This is a genomic window from Streptomyces thioluteus (assembly GCF_039535865.1).
In genome coordinates, this window is record NZ_BAAAXZ010000131.1 from 1 (window position 1) to 21,748 (window position 21,748).

Genomic DNA, 21,748 nt, shown 5'->3' on the forward strand with positions numbered 1-21,748 from the left:
GATCGCCCTGGTCCTGCGGCCCTCTTCATCGGCGCGGGCGCGGCGATCATCGCCAACTTCTCCTGGATCTTCTACCTCTTCGGCGCCTTCCTGATCTGGACCGCCTGGAAGCTCATCCAGGAGGCGCGCTCGGGCGAGCAGGAGGAGGAGTTCGAGGAGAACCGCTTCCTGAAGGCGGTCGAGCGCCGCTTCCCCTCCACCGACCGGTACCACGGCACCCGGCTCTTCGTCGTGAAGAACGGCCGCCGGCTGATGACCCCGATGCTGGTCGTCATGCTGGCGATCGGCACCACCGACGTGCTGTTCGCGCTGGACTCAATCCCGGCGATCTTCGGCCTCACCCAGGACCCGTACATCGTCTTCACGGCCAACGCCTTCGCCCTCATGGGCCTGCGCCAGCTGTACTTCCTGATAGGCGGCCTGCTGCGGAAGCTGGTCCACCTCTCGTACGGGCTCTCGGTGATCCTCGGCTTCATCGGCGTCAAGCTGGTGCTGCACGCCTGCACGAGAGCGGGGTGTCCGTGCCGGAGATCAGCATCCCGGTCTCGCTGGGCGTCATCTGCGCGGTGCTGGCCGTCAACCACGGTCACCAGCCTGCGCGCCCTCGCGGAAGGCGGAGCAGGCCGAGGCGGCCCGGGACCGGCAGGGCGCGGACGTCTGAGGCGTGCCCGGTGCCCGCCGCGGCGGGCACCGGGCGGGTCTCCGGCAGCAGCAGGAAGCAGCCCAGGCTGACCAGGGCGATCGCCACCAGGAGGACGGCGAGGCCCCACGGGGGCCCGTCGCCGCGGGTCAGGGCGGTGGCCGCCACCGGCGTGAGGCCGCCGCCCACGACGCCCGCCAGGTTGTAGCCCACGCTCGCCCCCGTGCAGCGCACCCGGGGCTCGTACAGCTCGGGCAGGTACGCGCCGACCACGGCGAAAGTGATCATGAAGGCCAGCATCGCGCCGGTGAAGCCCAGCAGCATCAGCGCGGGGCGCCCGGTGCGCAACAGCGCCACCAGCGGGAACATCCACAGGACGGTGGCCGCGCAGCCGGTCAGGCACATCGTCCGGCGGCCGACCCGGTCGGCGATCAGGGCCAGCGGTGGTGTGGCGATCCCCATCACGGCGACGGCGGCCATCACACAGCCCAGCATCACCGTGCGGTCGACGCCCAGTCGCTCGGTGCCGTATAGGCGAGAGACCAGGTGGTGACCGCGTAGAAGACGGCGTAGCCGACGGAGAGGCCGCCCGCGGTGAGCAGGACGAGCCGCCAGTGGTCGCGCGCCACCTCGGCGAGGGGCAGGCGCCCCCGGTCCCCGTCGGGCCGGCTCGCGGAACACCGGGCTCTCGGCCACCTGGGAGCGCAGCAGCAGCCCGGCCGCCGCCAGCACCCCGGCCGCCCAGAACGGCACCCGCCAGCCCCAGGAGCGGAACTCCGCGTCGGTGAGGGCGGCGGACAGCCACAGCGAGATGCCGTTGGCGAGCAGGAAGCCCACCGGCGGCCCCAGTTGGGGCACGCTCGACCAGCAGCGCGCGGCGGTGCGGCGTGGGCGTGCTCCGCGGTCAGCAGGACCGACCCGCCCCACTGGCCGCCGAGCCCGAGGCCCTGGAGGAAGCGCAGCGCCAGCAGCAGCACCGGAGCGGTGACGCCGATCGCGGAGTAGGTGGGCACCAGGCCGACGCAGACGGTGGCGAGCCCGGTCAGCAGCAGCGACGCGACGAGGACGTGGCCGCCTGCCGTGGCCGGTCGCCGATGTGCCCGAAGAGCGCGGAGCCCAGCGGGCGGGCGACGAAGCCCACGCCGAAGGTGCCGAAGGCCGCGAGGGTGCCCAGCAGCGGGGAGACGGTGGGGAAGAAGAGCGGGCCGAGCACCAGCGCCGCCGCGGTGCCGTAGGCGAAGAAGTCGTAGAACTCGATGGCCGTCCCGGCGAGGGAGGCGGTGGCCACGCGGAGCATGGCCGGAGGACGGTCATGGTGCATGTACCGTCCAACTTCCCGTTCCCGTACGGGAAACGGGCGCGCGCGGAGGCGCAGAGGGAGCCCTTGCCGGCCACCGCGCTCCGGCCGCGCGCCCCCGGTATCAGGCCGAGGGCGCGCGGCCGGAACGGCTCACCAGCCGCGTTCGCGCCACTCCGCCAGGTGCGGGCGCTCGGCGCCGAGGGTGGTGTCGGCGCCGTGGCCCGGGTAGACCCAGGTCTCGTCCGGGAGCTGTCCGAAGAGCTTGGTCTCGACGTCGCCGAGGAGGCTGGCGAACGCCTCCGGGTCCTGGTGGGTGTTGCCGACGCCGCCCGGGAAGAGGCAGTCGCCGGTGAAGACGTGGGCGTGGCCGTGCGGGTCGTCGTAGACCAGCGCGATGCTGCCCGGGGTGTGGCCCACCAGGTGGCGGGCGGTGAGCTCGACCCGGCCGACGGTGATGGTGTCGCCGTCCTCCACCGGGACGTCGGTGGGGACCGGGATCCCCTCGGCGTCGTCCCGGCCCGCGTAGGTGCGGGCGCCGGTGGCGTCGACGACCTCGCGCAGGGCGCCCCAGTGGTCGCCGTGGCGGTGGGTGGTGACCACGGAGGCGATGCCGCTGTCACCGATCAGGCTGAGCAGCGTGTGCGGCTCCGCGGCGGCGTCGATCAGCAGCTGCTCGTCGGTGGCGCGGCAGCGCAGCAGATAGGCGTTGTTGTCCATCGGGCCGACCGCGACCTTCGAGATCATCAGGTCGGTCAGTTCGTGTACGTCGGCGGGCCCGCCGACCTTCACTGCTCCGGTGTATGCCATGACTTCACCCTAGTTCCTCGGTCGGACAGCGGCGGATCAGAGCGGGGGAGGCACCGGCACCGGGGCGCCGTCCGACTCCAGGGCCGATCCGTCGGACCGGCCCGCGAGCCAGCCCAGCAGGGCGGGGGCGGAGCCGGTGATCCGGGTCTCGGGGCCGTCCGCGCGGCCGGTGCGCCAGGTGCGCCCCTCCCCGTCGGCGATCACCAGGGCGGGGAGGCCGGCGTGACCGGCGAAGCGGTCGGTCAGGAAGCCGATCTCGCGCCCGGTGAACTCGGCCGGGAGGTCCTCCAGCTCGTAGCCGATCCCGAGGTCCACATGGTGCAGCTCGACCTCGATCAGCCGCCGGAACGGCACCGGGAGGCGCTGTCCGTGACCCCGTTGCGCAGGGTGACGGTGCGCGACCAGTCGGCGGGCCGGCCGCCGTCTCGAAGAAGAGCCGTCCGCTGGTGCGCAGGTCGTCGAGCTGGACGGCGAGGGGGCGTGGGGCGCCCTCGGCGATGTCGGCGTCGCGGGCCTCGGCGCTCGCGTACATCGGGCGTCCGGAGAGTACGTTGACCAATGCGTCCGCGTTACGCGCGAGGTGCGCGAGCACGTGTCCGCGGGTCCAGCCGGGCAGCCGGGAGGGCTCGCCGACGGCGGGCTCCGCCAGGGCCTCCACGGCCCGCGTCAGCCGGTCCGTCGCCTCGCGCAGCAGGGCGAGGTCGTGTCCATGATCAATCATGCGCCGACGATAGCGCCGCCACTCCTTCGGGTGAAGGAGGCGGGATCCTGCCGTAAATCGAATGTGCGTGCTATACGCTCGGAGTGCGGCATCCTTGGGAGATGGCCGCAGAGCTCTCGTACCCTGGCGGGGTCGGGAGCATCGCTCCGCACTGACCTCTGCTCCCGCGACAGCCCCCGGACGGGTGGCGTCGTGCGGTGGCGGGCCGGCGCACCCCCTTCCTCTTCACACGAAAGGTGCTGACCGGCGTGGCTGACCGTCTCATCGTCCGTGGCGCGCGCGAGCACAACCTCAAGAACGTCTCGCTCGACCTCCCCCGTGACTCCCTCATCGTCTTCACGGGTCTCTCCGGGTCGGGCAAGTCGTCGCTCGCGTTCGACACGATCTTCGCCGAGGGGCAGCGCCGTTACGTCGAGTCGCTCTCCTCCTACGCGCGCCAGTTCCTGGGCCAGATGGACAAGCCCGATGTGGACTTCATCGAGGGCCTGTCCCCGGCCGTGTCCATCGACCAGAAGTCGACCTCGCGCAACCCGCGCTCGACGGTCGGCACGATCACCGAGGTCTACGACTACCTCCGCCTGCTCTTCGCCCGGATCGGCAGGCCGCACTGCCCCGAGTGCCGCCGGCCTATCTCCCGGCAGTCGCCGCAGGCCATCGTCGACAAGGTGCTGGAGCTGCCCGAGGGCAGCCGCTTCCAGGTGCTCTCCCCGCTGGTGCGCGAGCGCAAGGGCGAGTTCGTCGACCTCTTCGCCGACCTCCAGACCAAGGGCTACAGCAGGGCCCGGGTCGACGGACAGACGATCCAGCTCTCCGAGCCGCCCAAGCTCAAGAAGCAGGAGAAGCACACGATCGAGGTGGTCGTCGACCGCCTGACCGTCAAGAACAGCGCCAAGCGCCGCCTGACGGACTCGGTCGAGACCGCCCTCGGGCTCTCCGGCGGCATGGTCATTCTCGACTTCGTCGATCTCGCCGAGGACGACCCCGAGCGCGAGCGGATGTACTCCGAGCATCTCTACTGCCCGTACGACGACCTCTCCTTCGAGGAGCTGGAGCCCCGCTCCTTCTCCTTCAACTCGCCCTTCGGCGCCTGTCCGGACTGCACCGGCATCGGCACCCGCATGGAGGTCGACCCCGAGCTGATCGTCCCGGACCCGGAGAAGAGCCTCGACGAGGGCGCCATCAACCCCTGGTCGCACGGCCATACCAAGGACTACTTCCACCGCCTGGTCTCCGCGCTCGCCGACGAACTGGGCTTCCGCACCGACATCCCCTGGGCCGGCCTGCCGCAGCGCGCCCGGAAGGCCCTGCTGAACGGGCACAAGACCCAGATCGAGGTCCGCTACCGCAACCGCTACGGCCGCGAGCGCGCCTACACGACCGCCTTCGAGGGCGCCGTGCCGTTCGTCAAGCGGCGGCACTCGGAGGCCGAGAGCGACTCCAGCCGCGAGCGCTTCGAGGGCTTCATGCGCGAGGTGCCCTGCCCGACCTGCGAGGGCACCCGGCTCAAGCCGATCGTGCTCGCCGTCACCGTGCAGGACCGCTCCATCGCCGACGTCTCCGCGATGTCCATCAGCGAGTGCGCCGACTTCCTGCGCGGCATGAAGCTGACCGGCCGCGAGAAGAAGATCGCCGAGCGGGTGCTCAAGGAGGTCAACGAGCGGCTGAGGTTCCTCGTCGACGTCGGCCTGGACTACCTCTCGCTCAACCGCGCCGCGGGCACCCTCTCCGGCGGCGAGGCCCAGCGCATCCGGCTCGCCACACAGATCGGTTCCGGTCTGGTCGGCGTGCTGTACGTGCTGGACGAGCCGTCCATCGGCCTGCACCAGCGCGACAACCACCGCCTCATCGAAACGCTGGTGCGCCTGCGGGACATGGGCAACACCCTGATCGTCGTCGAGCACGACGAGGACACGATCAAGGTCGCCGACTGGGTCGTCGACATCGGCCCGGGCGCCGGCGAGCACGGCGGCAAGGTCGTGCACAGCGGTCCCCTCGCCGAACTCCTCTCCACCGAGGAGTCGATGACCGGCCAGTACCTCTCCGGCCGCCGGGCCATCGCCACGCCGGACGTGCGCCGGACCGTGGACCCCAAGCGCCGGCTGACGGTCCGCGGCGCCCGCGAGAACAACCTGCGCGACATCGACGTGTCCTTCCCCCTCGGGGTGCTCACGGCGGTGACGGGCGTCTCCGGCTCCGGCAAGTCCACGCTGGTCAACGACATCCTCTACACGCACCTGGCACGGGAGTTGAACGGCGCCCGCGCCGTCCCCGGCCGCCACACCCGGGTCGACGGCGACGACCTGGTCGACAAGGTCGTCCACGTCGACCAGTCGCCCATCGGCCGTACGCCCCGGTCCAACCCGGCCACGTACACCGGCGTCTTCGACAACATCCGCAAGCTGTTCGCCGAGACGATGGAGGCGAAGGTCCGGGGCTACCTGCCCGGCCGCTTCTCCTTCAACGTCAAGGGCGGCCGCTGCGAGAACTGCTCCGGCGACGGCACGATCAAGATCGAGATGAACTTCCTGCCGGACGTGTACGTGCCGTGCGAGGTCTGCCACGGGGCGCGCTACAACCGGGAGACCCTGGAGGTGCACTACAAGGGCAAGTCCATCGCCGAGGTGCTGGACATGCCCATCGAGGAGGCGCTCGACTTCTTCGAGGCCGTGCCGACCATCGCGCGCCACCTGCGCACGCTCAACGAGGTGGGCCTCGGGTACGTGCGCCTGGGCCAGTCCGCGCCCACGCTCTCGGGCGGCGAGGCGCAGCGGGTGAAGCTGGCGAGCGAGTTGCAGAAGCGGTCCACGGGGCGGACGGTGTACGTGCTCGACGAGCCGACGACGGGTCTGCACTTCGAGGACATCAACAAGCTGATCTCCGTGCTCTCCGGGCTGGTCGACAAGGGCAACACCGTGATCGTCATCGAGCACAACCTCGATGTGATCAAGACTGCCGACTGGGTCGTGGACATGGGCCCGGAGGGCGGCAACGGGGGTGGGCTGGTCGTGGCCGAGGGGACGCCGGAGGAGGTCGCGGGGAATGGTGACAGCCACACGGGGCGGTTCTTGAAGGAGATGCTGCCGTCCGCGGCGGTGGCGCCGCGGCGTACGCGCAAGGCGGCGGCGAAGAAGGCGGCCGCGAAGCCGCGGGTTCGCCGGGGCTGACGCCCCGGGATTGAGCCCCTGCCCCGCCCTTCCACCGTTTCCGCAGCAGCACGCTGCGCGCTCCCCCAGAGGGGGTACCCCCAGTCCTCAAGCGCCGGACGGGCTGATTTTCAGCCCGTCCGGCGCTTGAGGACAACCGCGGTGGAGCCGCGCGAGAAACGGCGAAAGGGCGGGCCAGGGGCTCAATCCCGCCGCAGCGCCGCCGCAGCCGTCCTCGCCGCGAACGACAGGACGTCCGTCCACGCCCGCCCGTCCAGGGCGAGCAGGCCGGCGGCCGACAGCGCACCCAACCGGTGCAGCAGCGCCGCGTTCACCGCGTCGCCCGCCCCGATCGTGTCCACGGCGTCAACTTCCTCCGCCGGTACGGCCCATACGTCACCCCTCCGGGTATGGACCGATATCCCCCGCGCCCCTCTGGTCATCACCACCGCGGCGGGGCCGTGCCACTCCTCCGGGCCCCCGCCCAGCCACTCCGCGTCCTCCTCGGACAGTTTCAGCAGCGTCACATGCGGCAGCCACGAGCGGAACCGGGCGCGGTAGGCGTCGGCGTCGGGGACGAGGCCGGGGCGGACGTTGGGGTCGAGGAGGGTGAACAGGCCGCGGCGCGACTCCCGTCGCAGCAGCGCCTCGTACGCGCTCGCCCCGGGCTCCAGCACCAGCGAGCAGGTGCCCACGCACAGCGCCCGTGCCGCGGGCGGCAGTTGGGGCGGGAGGGCGAAGAGCCGGTCGGCCGTGCCGGCGGCGTAGAAGCCGTACGCCGCGGAGCCGTCCGCGCCCACCGAGGCGACCGCCAGGGTCGTCGGCTCCGGGCCGCGCTGGACGAGCGAGACGTCCACGCCCGCCGACCGCAGCCCGTCCAGCAGCGCCTCCCCGAAGCCGTCCGTCGAGACGCGGGAGCAGAACGCCGCCGGGGAACCCAGCCGGCCGAGTGCGACGGCGGTGTTGTACGGGCCGCCGCCCCGGCGGGGCAGCAGCGGGGCCAGTCCTGGAGAGCCGTCCGGTACGAGGTCGATCAGGGCTTCTCCGGCCACGACGATCATGGGACACATCCTTTCGCGCTTTCGGCAGGGAAGGCATCCGGCAGTATCGTCGTGCACCGACATCGCAGCAGTTCAGGCGGTACGCCGCCACCGCACCCGTGGGAGCCTCCATGACCAGCCAGCAGCCCGCCCCCTGCTGCACGTCCCGCCGTACCGTGCTGCGCGGCGCCGCGCTGGCGGGTGCCGCCGGGCTCGGCGCGGCAGCCTGCGGCGGGAGGACGGGCGTGAAGGCCTCCTCGACGCCGACCGCGCCGGTGGAGCTCGGGGCGGCGAGCGAGGTCCCGGTCGGCGGTGCCAAGCTCTACCGCGAGGAGCGGCTGCTGGTCGCGCAGCCGGCCAAGGGGCAGTTCAAGGCGTTCAGCGCGGAGTGCACGCACGCGGGCTGTGTCCTGGCCACCGTCGAGGAGGGCGCCGCGGCCTGCCCGTGCCACGGCAGCCGGTTCGACGTGAAGACGGGCAAGGTGCTCCAGGGCCCGGCCGGTGACCCGCTGCCGCCGGTGCCGGTGCGGGCGAAGGGCGGCCGGCTGGTGGCGGGCCCGAGCGCCTGACCACCCGGAGCGCCTGACAGCGGGGGTCACGACCAGTCCCAGCCGATCCCCACGATCCCCGGCCGTACCCCCTGCTCCACCAGGTGCACCCCGCGGTGCCGCCCGGTCAGCGTCAGCTCCTGGTGCCCGCTGCGCGGCGCCCCGGCCGACGCCTGGGCGAAGCGGCGGCAGCGCACCGGGAGCGCGGCCGCGTCGAAGCGCACCTCCAGCACGTACTGCCCGCCGGCGAAGCTGAACCCGCGGACGTACTCGTCGCTCGGACCGCCGGTGCCGTCGTCGAAGGCGTAGCCGAAGACATACGTCTCGCCCGTCCGCAGCCGGGTGTCGAAGAGCAGCTCGCTGACCAGGACGCCCGCCCCGGAGTGCCATCGCACCCGCCCCACGCGGCAGTTCTCGGTGGCCCGGACGGCGATGCGCGCGGGGTCGCAGCCGGCGTCGCCGTAGTGGATGGCGACATAGCGGTCCACCCCGTCGAGGTGCGCCCGCACGACGTGGTGCGAGTCGCGCCCGCGCAGTTCGCGCCGGGCGCCTATGGAGACCCGTTCCAGGTGGCAGACGGTGTGCAGGCCGCCGTCGGCCGGCGCCTCCAGCTCGCCGAGCAGTTGCTCGAGGGCCCGGGACTCGTCCATCAGCGACCGTAAGGCGCGTGCCGCGGGGCGCTCGCCGGCCGGCCGGGCGGCCACGTCGTCGAGCAGCCGGAGCAGCGCCCGTTCGGGCAGGTCGAGGATGTCCTCCAGCAGTCGCACCGCCCGCAGCGACTCCGGTCTTTGCGGGCGTCGCGCGCCCTGTTGCCAGTAACTGAGGCTCGTCACGCCCACGTTGACGCCGCGCTGGGCGAGCCGGTGCTGCACCCGGTGCAGCGCGAGGCCGCGCGCCGACAGTGCCGTGCGCAGCGCGAGATGGAAGGGGCCGGTGCGCAGTGCCTGCGCGAGCTCGGTCTCGCCCACCCGTGTGCCGGTCCGTGCCATGCCGTGTGCCGCTTCCTGTGAATATTCACCCCGAAGTGAACGGAACCGTTTCGGGGTGGAGCGCCGCGTTCCACCTGGCAGGGGCACGGGGTGTTCACATCCGTCGTGAGCCGTTCACTTCGCCGTCTCACCCAGCATTCAAGCCGGTTGACCAGCCCCCGACAACATCCCATGCTCCTGACCAGCGTCCGGACGCCCCCACCGTCCAACCCCCCACCGTCACGGGAGAATCGTCATGACCCGTGCCTCGGCACAATCCGACAGACCCCCCATATCCCGCGAACGCCGCATACGCGGCGTCCGGCTGACCGCCGCCGCCCTGGCGGCCGCAACGCTGGTGGCGCTTCCCGCCGCCACGGCCTCCGCGGCCCCCGCACCGGCCAAGAAGCCGCTGCGCGCCGCGAAGAAGCTGAACATCACCATGCAGGCCCAGGAGAAGACCAACTGGTGCTGGGCCGGCTCCGGCAACACCATCGCCGCCTGGTACGGCCGCAACTACAGCCAGAACCAGTTCTGCAACGCCGCGTTCAACCGGCAGCAGGGCAGCGCCTGCCCCAACAACCAGGCCACGCTGGGCAATGTGCAGAACGCCTTCCGCTGGGCCCGGATCAACGCCGGCTCCTATGTGGACGGCTGGCTGCGCTACCCGACCGTGCAGGGCGAGATCAACGCCAACCGGCCCATCGAGACCCGCATCGGCTGGAAGTCCGGCGGCGGCCACATGCAGGTGATCTACGGCTACGACACCTCGAACAACCTGGTCTACTGGGGCGACCCGTGGAAGACCAGCAACCGTTACAACTGGGCGGACCACAACTGGTACGTGAACAACAACCGGTTCGCCTGGACGCATTCGCTCTACCGGATCGGCGGGTGACCCGATGACCGAGAACACCACCCGTCGCACCGCGGCCCGCGTCGCGGCCGCCGGCGCGCTGACGGCCGCCCTGGCCGGCCTCGCCCCGCTCGCCCACGCCGCGCAGCCCCCGGCCGTGCCCGCCCCGCCGGCCGCCGCCGAGGTCACCGCGGCCCACGACGCGGCGACGTCCGCCGCGACGCGCGACACCCTGTCGCGCTTCTTCGCCGCCGACGGCCGGAAGCCGGCCGTCGCGACGAAGGCCGCGCCGCGGATCGAGGGCGCGACCGTACCCGTCTACGAGCTCTCCCCCGAGTTCGTGGCGGGCAAGGCCAAGGCCCCCGTCGCCTCGTTCGACTACCTGGCCAGCAAGGCCGTCTCGGCCGACGGCCGGAAGGCGTCCGTGTGGACGGCCGCCACCGGCGGCAGCTGGAAGGTCGTCAACATCGCCAGCGGCGACGACGAGACGCGCTACGCGGCCGAGGGCGAGAAGAAGCTCGCCGGCGGCACGGCCTTCCGCGAGCCGCAGATCAACGCCTGGTACGTCCAGCGCGGCGACCGCGTCCTGCCGCTCAACGCCGACGCCGAGCGGGCCGTGGGCAGGAACGGCACCACGCTCGACGCCTACCGCGAGCGGGTCCACAAGGCGTACGGCGACAAGCTGCCCGGCTCCGCCTACGCGAAGAAGGGCGCGGCCGGCGGCTACGACGAGGGCGCCAAGGCGGCTGACGAGACGCTGGCGGCCGAGCCCGCGGCCTCGTCGTCGACCGGCCCCTCCGCCACGGCCGTGGCCGCCTCGGCCGGGGCCGCCGCGGCCCTCGGCCTCGGCCTCACCACCGTGGCGGTGCGCAGGCTCCGGCGTCGCTGACCCGACGGCACCGGACACCCCCCACACCCACGCACCGTCCCGCCCGCCCCGGCCCCGGCGCACCTCCACGCGCCGGGGCCGGGGCCGTCCCGCCGCAGGCCCCGTTGTCAGTGCCCGCAAGTAGGGTTGGTGACATGGCCGACCCCAGCAGCTACCGCCCCAAGGCGGGACAGATCCCCGACTCGCCGGGGGTCTACAAGTTCCGCGACGAGCACGGCCGGGTGATCTACGTCGGGAAGGCGAAGAGCCTGCGCCAGCGGCTCTCGTCGTACTTCCAGGACCTCGCCGGGCTGCACCCGCGCACCCGCACCATGGTCACCACGGCCGCCTCCGTGGAGTGGACCGTGGTCGGCACCGAGGTCGAGGCGCTGCAGCTGGAGTACTCCTGGATCAAGGAGTACGACCCCCGCTTCAACGTGAAGTACCGCGACGACAAGAGCTATCCGTACCTCGCGGTCACGCTGAACGAGGAGTTCCCCCGCGTCCAGGTCATGCGCGGCGCGAAGAAGAAGGGCGTGCGCTACTTCGGCCCCTACGGGCACGCCTGGGCGATCCGCGAGACGGTCGACCTGATGCTGCGCGTCTTCCCCGTGCGCACCTGCTCCGCCGGGGTGTTCAAGCGCTCCGCCCAGATCGGCCGCCCCTGCCTGCTGGGCTACATCGGCAAGTGCTCCGCGCCCTGCGTCGGCCGCGTCACCCCCGAGGAGCACCGCGAACTCGCCGAGGAATTCTGCGACTTCATGGCCGGCCGTACCGGTGCGTACATCCGCCGTTTGGAGAAGGGGATGCAGGATGCGGCCGAGGAGATGGAGTACGAGAAGGCCGCCCGGCTGCGCGACGACATAGTGGCGCTCAAGCGCGCCCTGGAGAAGAACGCCGTCGTCCTCGCCGACGCCACCGACGCCGACCTGATCGCGGTCGCCGAGGACGAACTCGAAGCGGCCGTGCAGATCTTCCACGTCCGCGGCGGCCGGGTGCGCGGCCAGCGCGGCTGGGTGACCGACAAGGTCGAGGCGGTGGACACGGCCGGTCTGGTCGAGCACGCCCTCCAGCAGCTCTACGGCGAGGAGAGCGGCGACGCCGTCCCCAAGGAGGTCCTCGTCCCCGCCCTGCCCGATCCGGTCGATCCCGTCGCCGAGTGGCTCGCCGCCCGCCGCGGCTCCCGGGTCGACCTGCGCATCCCCCAGCGCGGCGACAAGAAGGACCTGATGACCACGGTCCAGCGCAACGCCCAGCAGGCGCTCGCGCTGCACAAGACCAAGCGCGCCTCCGACCTCACCACCCGCTCCCGCGCCCTGGAGGAGATCGCCGAGGCCCTCGGCCTGGACTCGGCGCCGCTGCGCATCGAGTGCTTCGACATCTCCCACCTCCAGGGGCAGGACGTGGTGGCCTCCATGGTCGTCTTCGAGGACGGCCTGGCCCGCAAGAGCGAGTACCGCCGCTTCCAGATCAAGAGCTTCGAGGGCCAGGACGACGTCCGCTCCATGCACGAGGTGGTCTCCCGCCGCTTCCGCCGCTACCTGGTGGAGAAGCAGAAGACGGGGGAGTGGGAGCTCGACGAGGAGGCCGTCCCGGACGAGACCGGCCGCGACGACAACGGCCGCCCCAAGCGCTTCGCCTACCCGCCGCAGCTCGTCGTCGTGGACGGCGGACAGCCCCAGGTGGCCGCCGCCCGCCGCGCCCTCGACGAGCTCGGCATCGCCGACGTGGCGGTCTGCGGCCTGGCCAAGCGCCTGGAGGAGGTCTGGCTGCCCGACGAGGACGACCCGGTCGTCCTGCCGCGCACCAGCGAGGGGCTCTACCTGCTCCAGCGCGTCCGCGACGAGGCGCACCGCTTCGCCATCGCCTACCAGCGCAGCAAACGGACGAGGACGATGAAGGCGTCGCCGCTCGACGCGGTCGCCGGCCTCGGCGAGACCCGCAAGCAGGCGTTGCTCAAGCACTTCGGCTCGGTGAAGAAGCTGCGGGCGGCCACCGTCGAGCAGCTCTGCGAGGTCCCCGGCGTCGGCCGGCGGACCGCCGAGTCCGTCGCCGCGGCCCTGGCCGCGAGCGCCCCGCCCGCACCCGCGGTCAACACCGCGACGGGCGAGATCCTGGACGGGACGGAGGGATGATGGAGACGGTCGCGTGCACCGGCGCGGGGACCGGGGCGCCGTCCCCGGCGCGCGCGGGCACGGTGCCGTCCGTCTTCCCTGCGAAGATCAGAGGCAGATCCGAAGGAAGGCCGGACACCCGGGGCCGCGACCACGGCCCCGCCGGCAGAACGGGGGACATCACATGAACGACAGCGAGCGGGACGGAGCACAGGTGAGTACGGCCACCACGGCGGACACGACGGGCGAGGCCGCGGGCATCCCCGAGCTGGTGATCATCTCCGGTATGTCGGGGGCGGGCCGCAGCACCGCCGCCAAGTGCCTCGAGGACCTCGGCTGGTTCGTCGTCGACAACCTGCCTCCCGCCCTCATCCCCACCATGGTCGACCTCGGCGCCCGCTCCCAGGGCAACGTGGCCCGCATCGCGGTCGTCGTCGACGTCCGCGGCCGGCGCTTCTTCGACAACCTCCGCGAGTCCCTCGCCGACCTGGCCGCCAAGAAGGTCAAGCGCCGCGTGATCTTCCTGGAGGCGTCCGACGACGCGCTGGTGCGCCGCTTCGAGTCCGTGCGCCGCCCGCACCCCCTCCAGGGCTCCGGGCGCATCGTCGACGGCATCGCCGCCGAGCGCGATCTGCTGCGCGAGCTGCGCGGCGACGCCGACCTCGTCATCGACACCTCCAGCCTCAACGTCCACGAGCTGCGCGCCAAGATGGACGCTCAGTTCGCCGGCGAGGAGGAGCCGGAGCTCCGCGCCACCGTCATGTCCTTCGGCTACAAGTACGGCCTCCCCGTCGACGCCGACCTCGTCGTCGACTGCCGCTTCCTGCCCAACCCGCACTGGGTCCCGGAGCTGCGCCCCTTCACCGGCCTCAACGAGGAGGTCGCGGGCTACGTCTTCAACCAACCCGGCGCCAAGGAGTTCCTCGACCGCTACACCGAGCTGCTCCAGCTCATCGCCGCCGGCTACCGCCGCGAGGGCAAGCGCTACGTGACCATCGCCGTCGGCTGCACCGGCGGCAAGCACCGCTCGGTCGCCATGTCCGAGAAGCTCGCCCACCGCCTCGTCTCGGAGGGTGTCGAGACCGTCGTCGTCCACCGGGACATGGGGCGCGAGTGACCGGCCGCAGTTTCCGGATGCGCCGCGTGCGCCGGCTCGTCCCCGGGGCCCGCGGTGCGGCGCGGGGCGACCGGCGCCGCACCCAGCCCAAGGTCGTCGCTCTCGGCGGCGGCCGCGGCCTGTCGGCCTCGCTCGCCGCGCTGCGCCGCATCACCGGCGACCTCACGGCGGTCGTCACCGTCGCCGACGACGGCGGCTCCAGCGGCCGCCTCCGCGACGAGCTCGGCGTCCTGCCCCCGGGCGACCTGCGCAAGGCGCTCGCCGCCCTGTGCGGGGACGACGACTGGGGGCAGACCTGGGCGCGCGTCATCCAGCACCGCTTCGAGAGCCACGGCGACATGCACGGCCACGCCGTGGGCAACCTGCTGATCGTCGCCCTCTGGGAGCAGCTGGGCGACCACGTCCAGGCCCTCGACCTGGTCGGCAAGCTGCTCGGCGCGCACGGCCGGGTGCTGCCCATGTCCGCCGTCCCGCTGGAGCTCCAGGCGCTGGTGCGCGGGCACGACCCCGCCGACCCGGACGCCGTCACCACGGTCCGCGGCCAGGCCACCGTCGCCCTCACCCCCGGCGAGGTGCAGTCCGTGCACGTGGTCCCGGAGGACCCGCCCGCCGTCCCCGAGGCCGTCGAGGCGGTCCTCGACGCGGACTGGGTGGTGCTCGGCCCCGGCTCCTGGTTCTCCTCGGTCATCCCGCACCTGCTGGTCCCCGAGCTGCTCGACGCGCTCCAGCAGACCAAGGCCCGCCGGGTCCTCTCGCTGAACCTCGCCCCCCAGCCCGGTGAAACCGAAGGCTTCTCCCCGCAGCGTCATTTGGAGGTTTTGGCCCGACACGCCCCTAAACTCGCCCTGGACGTGGTGCTGGCCGACGAGGCCGCCGTGCCCGACCGCGAGAGCCTGTGCGACGCCGCCAAGCGGCTCGGCGGGACGGTCGAGCTGGCGCCGGTCGCCGCGCAGGGGAGTTCCGCTACGCACGATCCGGAACTGTTGGCCGCCGCGTACGACCGTATTTTTCGGATGCATGGAAGGATCGGCCCATGGCGATGACGGCAGCGGTGAAGGACGAGATCTCCCGGCTCCCCGTCACCCGGACCTGCTGCAGGAAGGCGGAGGTCTCGGCGATCCTGCGGTTCGCCGGCGGGCTGCACCTCGTCAGCGGCCGCATCGTGATCGAGGCGGAGCTGGACACCGGGATCGCCGCCCGGCGGCTGCGCAAGGACATTCTGGAGATTTTCGGACACGCGTCCGACCTGGTGGTGATGGCCCCCGGCGGGCTGCGCCGCGGCAGCCGGTACGTGGTGCGGGTGGTGGCGGGCGGTGATCAGCTGGCCCGCCAGACCGGCCTGGTCGACGGCCGCGGCCGGCCGATCCGCGGCCTCCCCCCGCAGGTCGTCTCCGGCGCCACCTGCGACGCGGAGGCCGCCTGGCGGGGTGCCTTCCTCGCGCACGGCTCGCTGACCGAGCCCGGCCGCTCCTCCTCGCTGGAGGTCACGTGCCCGGGCCCCGAGGCGGCGCTCGCCCTGGTCGGCGCGGCCCGCCGGCTGCAGATCGCGGCCAAGGCCCGCGAGGTGCGCGGGGTGGACCGCGTCGTCGTCCGCGACGGCGACGCGATCGGCGCCCTGCTGACCCGCCTCGGCGCCCATGAGTCGGTGCTGGCGTGGGAGGAGCGCCGCATGCGCCGCGAGGTGCGCGCGACCGCCAACCGGCTGGCCAATTTCGACGACGCCAATCTGCGCCGCTCGGCCCGCGCCGCCGTCGCGGCCGGGGCCCGGGTGCAGCGGGCCCTGGAGATCCTCGGCGAGGAGGTGCCCGAGCACCTCGCCGCCGCCGGCCGGCTGCGCATGGAGCACAAGCAGGCCTCGCTGGAGGAGCTGGGCGCCCTGGCCGACCCGCCGCTGACCAAGGACGCGGTCGCCGGCCGGATCCGCCGGCTGCTGGCCATGGCCGACAAGCGCGCCCAGGACCTGGGCATCCCCGGCACCGAGTCCAACCTCTCGGATCTGGCCGACCTTCCCGAGGACGTCGTCGTCGGCATGGTCAAGGACATGGCCGGCTGACGTCACCCGTACGGGACGCCGGCGGGGTGGGCCGACAGGGTGAACCGCCGCCGGTGTCCGTCCGGTTGGACGCGGGCCCTATTGACATGGTCATGGGCCCTCGCAAGCCTTGCGTCCGTCATCGCACGGGACGGACAACGGCATGGGGGGTTCATGAGACGCAGGACGCGATCGATCCTCGTGGCGGCTTCGCTGCTGATCGGCGGAGTGACCGCCGCACCCTTCGCACATGCGCGGCCGGACGCGCCGACGGGCCCGGCCGCCTCCGACGCGGTCAGGGTCTGGGACGCCAAGGTCACCTCGGCCCAGATGCCGCTCCTGCTCAAGGCGGGCGTCGACGGGCACGAACTGGGCCGCCCGCCCGCCGCGGGCAGGGCGGCACCGGTCGAGCTCTACCTCACCGGCCGGCAGGCCGACGAGCTGCGCGGCCAGGGCGTCGAGCTCACCGAGCGGCACCTCTCGCAGCGCGCCCGCGAGCGTTTCACGAAGGGCGGCGACGGTGTCTTCCGCCGCTACAGCGGGGAGAACGGCCTGCAGCGGGAGATCGTCAACACCGGCATCGCGCACCCCGGGCTCACCAAGGTCGTCAACATCGGCAAGAGCCTGCGCGGCCAGGACATGCTGGCCATCAAGATCAGCAAGGACGCGAGCCGCACCCGCGACGGGTCCAGGCCCGCCGTGCTCTACATGTCCAACCAGCACGCCCGCGAGTGGATCACGCCGGAGATGACCCGCCGGCTGATGCATCACTACCTGAACGGCTACGGCAAGGACCGCCGGATCACCCGGATCGTCGACAGCACCGAGCTGTGGTTCGTGCTCTCCGCCAACCCCGACGGCTACGACTACACCTTCAAGGGCCCGGACACCCGGCTGTGGCGCAAGAACCTGCGCGACAACAACGGTGACGGGAAGATCGCCCCCGGCGACGGCGTCGACCTCAACCGCAACTTCCCCTACAAGTGGGGCTACGACAACGAGGGTTCGTCCGCCGACCCGGCCTCCGAGACCTACCGGGGCAAGGGCCCCGCGTCCGAGCCGGAGACCAGGGTGCTCGACGCGTTCGAGAAGCGGATGCGCTTCCGCTACGCCATCAACTACCACTCGGCCGCGGAGCTGTTGCTCTACGGGGTCGGCTGGCAGGTCGCCACGCCCACCCCGGACGACGTCCTCTACAAGGCGCTGGCCGGGACCCCCGGAGAAGTCGGCGATCCCCGGCTACCGGCCGCAGCTCTCCTCCGAGCTGTACACCACCAACGGCGAGGCCGACGGCCACGCGGCCAACGCCAACGGGACGATGATGTTCACCCCGGAGATGTCGACGTGCCAGACGGCCTCGCGCACCGACACCTCGGGCCGCTGGAACCCCGCCGACTGCCCCTCCAGCTTCAGCTTCCCGGACGACGAGAAGCTGATCCAGGCGGAGTTCACCAAGAACATCCCCTTCGCCCTCTCCGTCGCCGAGACCGCGGTCCGCGCCGACCGGCCCGCCCCGTCCGTCGGCCGCACGGCCCCGGACTTCACCCCGGACGCCTTCGCCGACTCCTTCGCCCGCGGCAGTGACCAGCCCGTCGCCGTCACCGCCCGCAAGAGCCTGGCCGACAAGCGCCTCAACTACCGCGTCGACGGCGGGAGGACGCACACCGCTCCGCTCGCGCCCTGGCGCGGCGGCAAGCGCTACGGCGGACACGACAACATCCGCTTCGACCAGTACCGCGGCACGGTCCGCGGCGCTCCCGAAGGCGCCAGGGTGCAGGTGTGGTTCACCGGCCGGAACCCCGGCGGCGGCACCGTCCGCAGCGAGCCCTTCACCTACACCGTCTGGCACCGGCCCGTCGCCGACACCCTGGTCATCGCCGACGAGGGCGGCACGGACCCGGCCCGCCGGCTCGCCGCGTACACCGAGGCGCTCGACCGCGCCGGCCACCGGGCCGTCGTCTGGGACGTCGCCCGGCAGGGCGCGCCCCACCCGCTCGGCGTGCTGCGGCACTTCAGGTCCGCCGTCTGGTACTCGGGCGCCAACCGGCCCGGCGGAGCCACCCTGTTGGCCGTCCGCGACTACCTCAACGAGGGCGGCAAGCTCGTCGCCCTGGGCCCGGAGGCGGGCGGGGCGGCGCGGGTCGGCCCGGCCGACACCGACGACTTCGCGCAGTACTACCTGGGCGCCTACGGCCGCACCGCGCTCGCGCACCCGCGGCAGTTCACCGGCACCGGCCCACTCGCCGGCGTCCGTACCGACCTGGCCGACGCCCCCGGCAGCCCGCTGGACGCCGCCGGCTCGTTCGTCACCACCTCCGACGTGCTCCCTGCGGACCGCTTCCCGCAGTTCCGCAGCACCGGCGCCGGCGGATACCCGGGCCTGCGCACGGCCTTCGAGCCGTACGCCGGGGACGGCATGGCCGCCGCCAAGCACAAGGACCGGGCCTGGATGCGCCTCACGCGCACCGTCGACCTCACCGGCGTCCGAGCCGCGGACAAGCCCGCGCTCGGTTTCCAGATCAGCCACGAGACCGAGAAGGGCTACGACAACGCCGTCGTCGAGATCCGCACGGCCGGCGGCGACGACTGGACCACGCTGCCGGACGCGAACGGCGGCACCAGCGCCGAGGTGCCCGCGGACTGCGGCGAGGGCTCGTACCTCTCCCTGCACCCCTTCCTCAGGCACTACCTCACCCTGCGTGACGGCTCCTGCGTCGCGCACGGCACCACCGGCACCTGGAACCGCTTCACCGGATCCTCACAGGGCTGGCACCGTGCCTCCTTCGATCTGAGCGCCCACGCCGGGAAGAAGGTCGAGGTCTCGGTCTCCTACGTCACCGACGGCGGCACCGGCGGCCCCGGGGTCTTCGTCGACGACGCGACCGTCACCGCGGGCGGCGCCGTCAAGGACACCGAGGGCTTCGAGGCCGGCTCGCTCGGCCCCTGGACGGTCCCCGGCCCGCCGGCCGGCAGCCCCGGCAACACCGGTGACTGGGCGGCCTCCAAGGCCCTCTACCGCTCGTCGGCCGTCGTCGCCACCGGGGACACCGTGCTGGTCGGCTTCGGTCTTGAACACGTGCGCGGAGTGCGGGAACGGGCGGCTCTTCTGAGCGCAGCCCTGCACATTTTGCGTGTCTGACACCACAGCGCCCCCCTCTTGACCAGGGGGGCCTCCGATGTCACGCACATCGCCGGTTGGAGGTAGGGTCGGTGGTGGTCGGGGACATCCCATACAGCCGCCGGCGGACAGACCGGCACACCAACGAGGAGATCGGTTCGTGACGATCCGCGTAGGCATCAACGGCTTTGGCCGTATCGGTCGCAACTACTTCCGCGCGCTGCTGGAGCAGGGTGCGGACATCCAGATCGTCGGCGTCAACGACCTGACCGACAATGCCACCCTGGTGCACCTGCTGAAGTACGACAGCATCCTCGGTCGCCTGAAGCAGGACGTCAGCCACACCGACGACACGATCACCGTCGGTGACATGACGTTCAAGACGATGGCCGAGCGCGACCCCGCCAACCTGCCCTGGGGCGAGCTGGGCGCCGACATCGTCATCGAGTCCACCGGCATCTTCACCAAGCGCGAGGACGCGGCCAAGCACCTCGCCGCCGGCGCGAAGAAGGTCCTCATCTCGGCCCCGGCCAAGGGCGAGGACATCACCATCGTGATGGGCGTCAACCAGGACAAGTACGACGCGGCCCAACCACCACGTCATCTCCAACGCCTCCTGCACCACCAACTGCGTGGCGCCGATGGCCAAGGTTCTCGACGAGAACTTCGGCATCGTCAAGGGCATGATGACGACGGTCCACGCGTACACCAACGACCAGCGCATCCTGGACTTCCCGCACTCCGACCTGCGCCGCGCCCGCGCCGCCGCGGAGAACATCATCCCGACCTCGACCGGTGCCGCCAAGGCCACCGCCCTGGTCCTCCCGCAGCTCAAGGGCAAGCTGGACGGCATCGCCATGCGCGTCCCGGTCCCGACCGGCTCGGTCACCGACCTCGTCCTGGAGCTCGACCGCGAGACCACCAAGGAAGAGATCAACGCCGCCTTCCAGAAGGCCGCGGAGGGTCAGCTCAAGGGCGTCCTCGAGTACACCGAGGACCCGATCGTCTCCTCCGACATCGTCAACTGGCCGGCCTCCTGCACCTTCGACTCGAAGCTGACGATGGTCCAGGGCACCCAGGTCAAGGTCGTCGGCTGGTACGACAATGAGTGGGGCTACTCCAACCGCCTGGTGGATCTGACCGTCTTCGTCGGCGGCCAGCTCTGATCCGAGCGATGTAAGGGACGGGGCTCGTACGGCGCATCGGCGCGCCGTACGAGCCCCGTCGTATGGCTGATACTCACGGAAGTCACCGGAGTCACCGTATGAAGACGATCGACGAACTCATCGAGGGCGGCGTCGAGGGCAGGCGGATCTTCGTCCGCGCCGACCTCAACGTGCCCCTGGACGGTACGACCATCACCGACGACGGCCGCATCCGCGCCGTCGCGCCGACGATCGCCAAGCTCGCCGCCGCGGGCGCCAAGGTGATCGTCGCCTCCCACCTGGGCCGTCCCAAGGGCGCCCCGGACCCGCAGTTCTCCCTGGCACCGGCCGCGAAGCGGCTCGGCGAGATCCTGGGCGAGAACGTCTCGTTCGCCACCGACACGGTCGGCGACAGCGCGAAGGCCACCGTCGCCGCCCTGGCGAACGGCGAGGTCACGCTGCTGGAGAACCTCCGTTTCAACGCGGGCGAGACGAGCAAGGACGACGCGGAGCGCGGCGCCTTCGCCGACGCCCTCGCGTCGCTGGCCGACCTCTACGTCGGCGACGGCTTCGGTGCCGTGCACCGCAAGCACGCCTCGGTCTTCGACCTCCCGAAGCGGCTCCCGCACGCCGCCGGCGACCTGATCGCCACCGAGGTCGGCGTCCTGAAGAAGCTCACCGACGAGGTCCGGCGCCCGTACGTGGTCGTGCTGGGCGGCGCCAAGGTCTCCGACAAGCTGGGCGTCATCGACAACCTGCTGAAGAAGGCCGACCGCATCCTCATCGGCGGCGGCATGTCGTACACCTTCCTGGCCGCCAAGGGCCACGAGGTCGGCATCTCGCTGCTCCAGGAGGACCAGAAGGCCCGGTGCCTGGAGTACCTGGCCGAGGCCGAGAAGCGCGGTGTGGAGTTCGTCCTCCCCGTCGACGTCCTGGTCTCCGCCGACTTCCCGGACCTGAAGACCAAGGCCCCGGCCAACCCGGAGCTCGTCTCCTCGGACGCCATCCCGGCGGACAAGGAGGGGCTGGACATCGGCCCCAAGACCCGTGAGCTGTACGCCTCGAAGCTCGCCGACGCCGGAACGGTCTTCTGGAACGGCCCGATGGGCGTCTTCGAGCACCCCGACTATGCGAACGGCACCAAGGCCGTCGCCCAGGGCCTCCTCGACTCGGACGGCTTCACCGTCGTCGGTGGTGGCGACTCGGCCGCCGCCGTGCGCATCCTGGGCTTCGACGAAAACGCTTTCGGCCACATCTCGACCGGTGGCGGCGCCAGCCTCGAATACCTCGAGGGCAAGACGCTCCCCGGCCTCGCCGCACTGGAGGACTGA

The 21,748-nt window shown here is 72.0% G+C and carries 13 protein-coding genes and 4 pseudogenes; 12 read left to right on the top strand and 5 right to left on the bottom strand.

The genetic code is table 11. From position 1 onward, the window contains the following. Nucleotides 1–661, top strand: a pseudogene (locus ABD794_RS17260) (TerC family protein); the annotation flags it as partial. Between the two features lie 15 nt (nt 662–676). Here ABD794_RS17260 and ABD794_RS17265 read toward each other — a convergent pair. From ABD794_RS17265 to ABD794_RS17275, 3 genes and pseudogenes are all read right to left on the bottom strand, one after another. Next, nucleotides 677–1,937: pseudogene (locus ABD794_RS17265) on the bottom strand (MFS transporter); the annotation flags it as partial. 153 nt (nt 1,938–2,090) lie between these two features. Next, nucleotides 2,091–2,747 (bottom strand): MBL fold metallo-hydrolase, encoded by a 657-nt coding sequence (locus ABD794_RS17270; protein ID WP_344964405.1) that lies wholly within the window; start codon nt 2,745–2,747, stop codon nt 2,091–2,093. Between the two features lie 4 nt (nt 2,748–2,751). Further along, nucleotides 2,752–3,468 (bottom strand): maleylpyruvate isomerase N-terminal domain-containing protein, encoded by a 717-nt coding sequence (locus tag ABD794_RS17275; protein ID WP_425586056.1) that lies wholly within the window; start codon nt 3,466–3,468, stop codon nt 2,752–2,754. A gap of 248 nt (nt 3,469–3,716) precedes the next feature. Between ABD794_RS17275 and uvrA the strand changes: the two genes are divergently transcribed. After that, nucleotides 3,717–6,632 (top strand): excinuclease ABC subunit UvrA, encoded by a 2,916-nt coding sequence (gene uvrA / locus ABD794_RS17280; RefSeq protein WP_344964407.1) that lies wholly within the window; start codon nt 3,717–3,719, stop codon nt 6,630–6,632. 182 nt (nt 6,633–6,814) lie between these two features. On the opposite strand, the gene ABD794_RS17285 is transcribed toward uvrA, so the two are convergent. Continuing rightward, on the bottom strand, nt 6,815–7,672 hold the full coding sequence (locus tag ABD794_RS17285; RefSeq protein WP_344964409.1) for a carbohydrate kinase family protein: 858 nt from the start codon (nt 7,670–7,672) through the stop codon (nt 6,815–6,817). Nucleotides 7,673–7,782: 110 nt separating this feature from the next. Between ABD794_RS17285 and ABD794_RS17290 the strand changes: the two genes are divergently transcribed. Then, the gene (locus ABD794_RS17290; protein WP_344964412.1) at nt 7,783–8,220 is read left to right on the top strand and encodes a Rieske (2Fe-2S) protein; all 438 of its coding nucleotides are present in this window, start codon (nt 7,783–7,785) and stop codon (nt 8,218–8,220) included. 26 nt (nt 8,221–8,246) lie between these two features. On the opposite strand, the gene ABD794_RS17295 is transcribed toward ABD794_RS17290, so the two are convergent. Next, a complete protein-coding gene (locus tag ABD794_RS17295; protein ID WP_344964414.1) occupies nt 8,247–9,188 on the bottom strand; it encodes a hypothetical protein in 942 nt (313 codons plus the stop codon). Between the two features lie 235 nt (nt 9,189–9,423). On the opposite strand from ABD794_RS17295, the gene ABD794_RS17300 reads away from it, so the two are divergent. The 9 genes and pseudogenes from ABD794_RS17300 to ABD794_RS17340 all read left to right on the top strand — a co-directional run bounded on the left by ABD794_RS17300 (nt 9,424) and on the right by ABD794_RS17340 (nt 21,748). Beyond that, nucleotides 9,424–10,065, top strand: a complete 642-nt coding sequence (locus tag ABD794_RS17300; protein WP_344964416.1) for a papain-like cysteine protease family protein — start codon at nt 9,424–9,426, stop codon at nt 10,063–10,065. Between the two features lie 4 nt (nt 10,066–10,069). After that, nucleotides 10,070–10,912: a hypothetical protein gene (locus tag ABD794_RS17305; RefSeq protein WP_344964418.1), complete on the top strand. Its 843-nt coding sequence runs from the start codon at nt 10,070–10,072 to the stop codon at nt 10,910–10,912. A 134-nt stretch (nt 10,913–11,046) separates the two neighbouring features. Continuing rightward, nucleotides 11,047–13,026 carry an excinuclease ABC subunit UvrC gene (gene uvrC / locus ABD794_RS17310; protein WP_344964421.1) on the top strand — a complete coding sequence of 660 codons (1,980 nt, stop codon included), beginning with the start codon at nt 11,047–11,049 and terminating at the stop codon, nt 13,024–13,026. Nucleotides 13,027–13,189: 163 nt separating this feature from the next. Further along, complete coding sequence (gene rapZ / locus ABD794_RS17315) at nt 13,190–14,122, top strand: RNase adapter RapZ (RefSeq protein ID WP_344964425.1); 933 nt, start codon at nt 13,190–13,192, stop codon at nt 14,120–14,122. Further along, nucleotides 14,119–15,165 (top strand): gluconeogenesis factor YvcK family protein, encoded by a 1,047-nt coding sequence (locus tag ABD794_RS17320; protein ID WP_344964428.1) that lies wholly within the window; start codon nt 14,119–14,121, stop codon nt 15,163–15,165. Before rapZ ends, ABD794_RS17320 begins: the two co-directional genes overlap by 4 nt. Next, the gene (whiA, locus tag ABD794_RS17325) at nt 15,156–16,175 is read left to right on the top strand and encodes a DNA-binding protein WhiA (protein WP_344964431.1); all 1,020 of its coding nucleotides are present in this window, start codon (nt 15,156–15,158) and stop codon (nt 16,173–16,175) included. Before ABD794_RS17320 ends, whiA begins: the two co-directional genes overlap by 10 nt. Nucleotides 16,176–16,328: 153 nt before the next feature. After that, nucleotides 16,329–19,293 (top strand): annotated as a pseudogene (locus ABD794_RS17330) (M14 family metallopeptidase). Between the two features lie 139 nt (nt 19,294–19,432). Then, nucleotides 19,433–20,438 (top strand): annotated as a pseudogene (gap, locus tag ABD794_RS17335) (type I glyceraldehyde-3-phosphate dehydrogenase). 98 nt (nt 20,439–20,536) lie between these two features. Beyond that, nucleotides 20,537–21,748, top strand: coding sequence for a phosphoglycerate kinase (locus ABD794_RS17340; protein ID WP_344964433.1), 1,212 nt, complete (start codon nt 20,537–20,539; stop codon nt 21,746–21,748).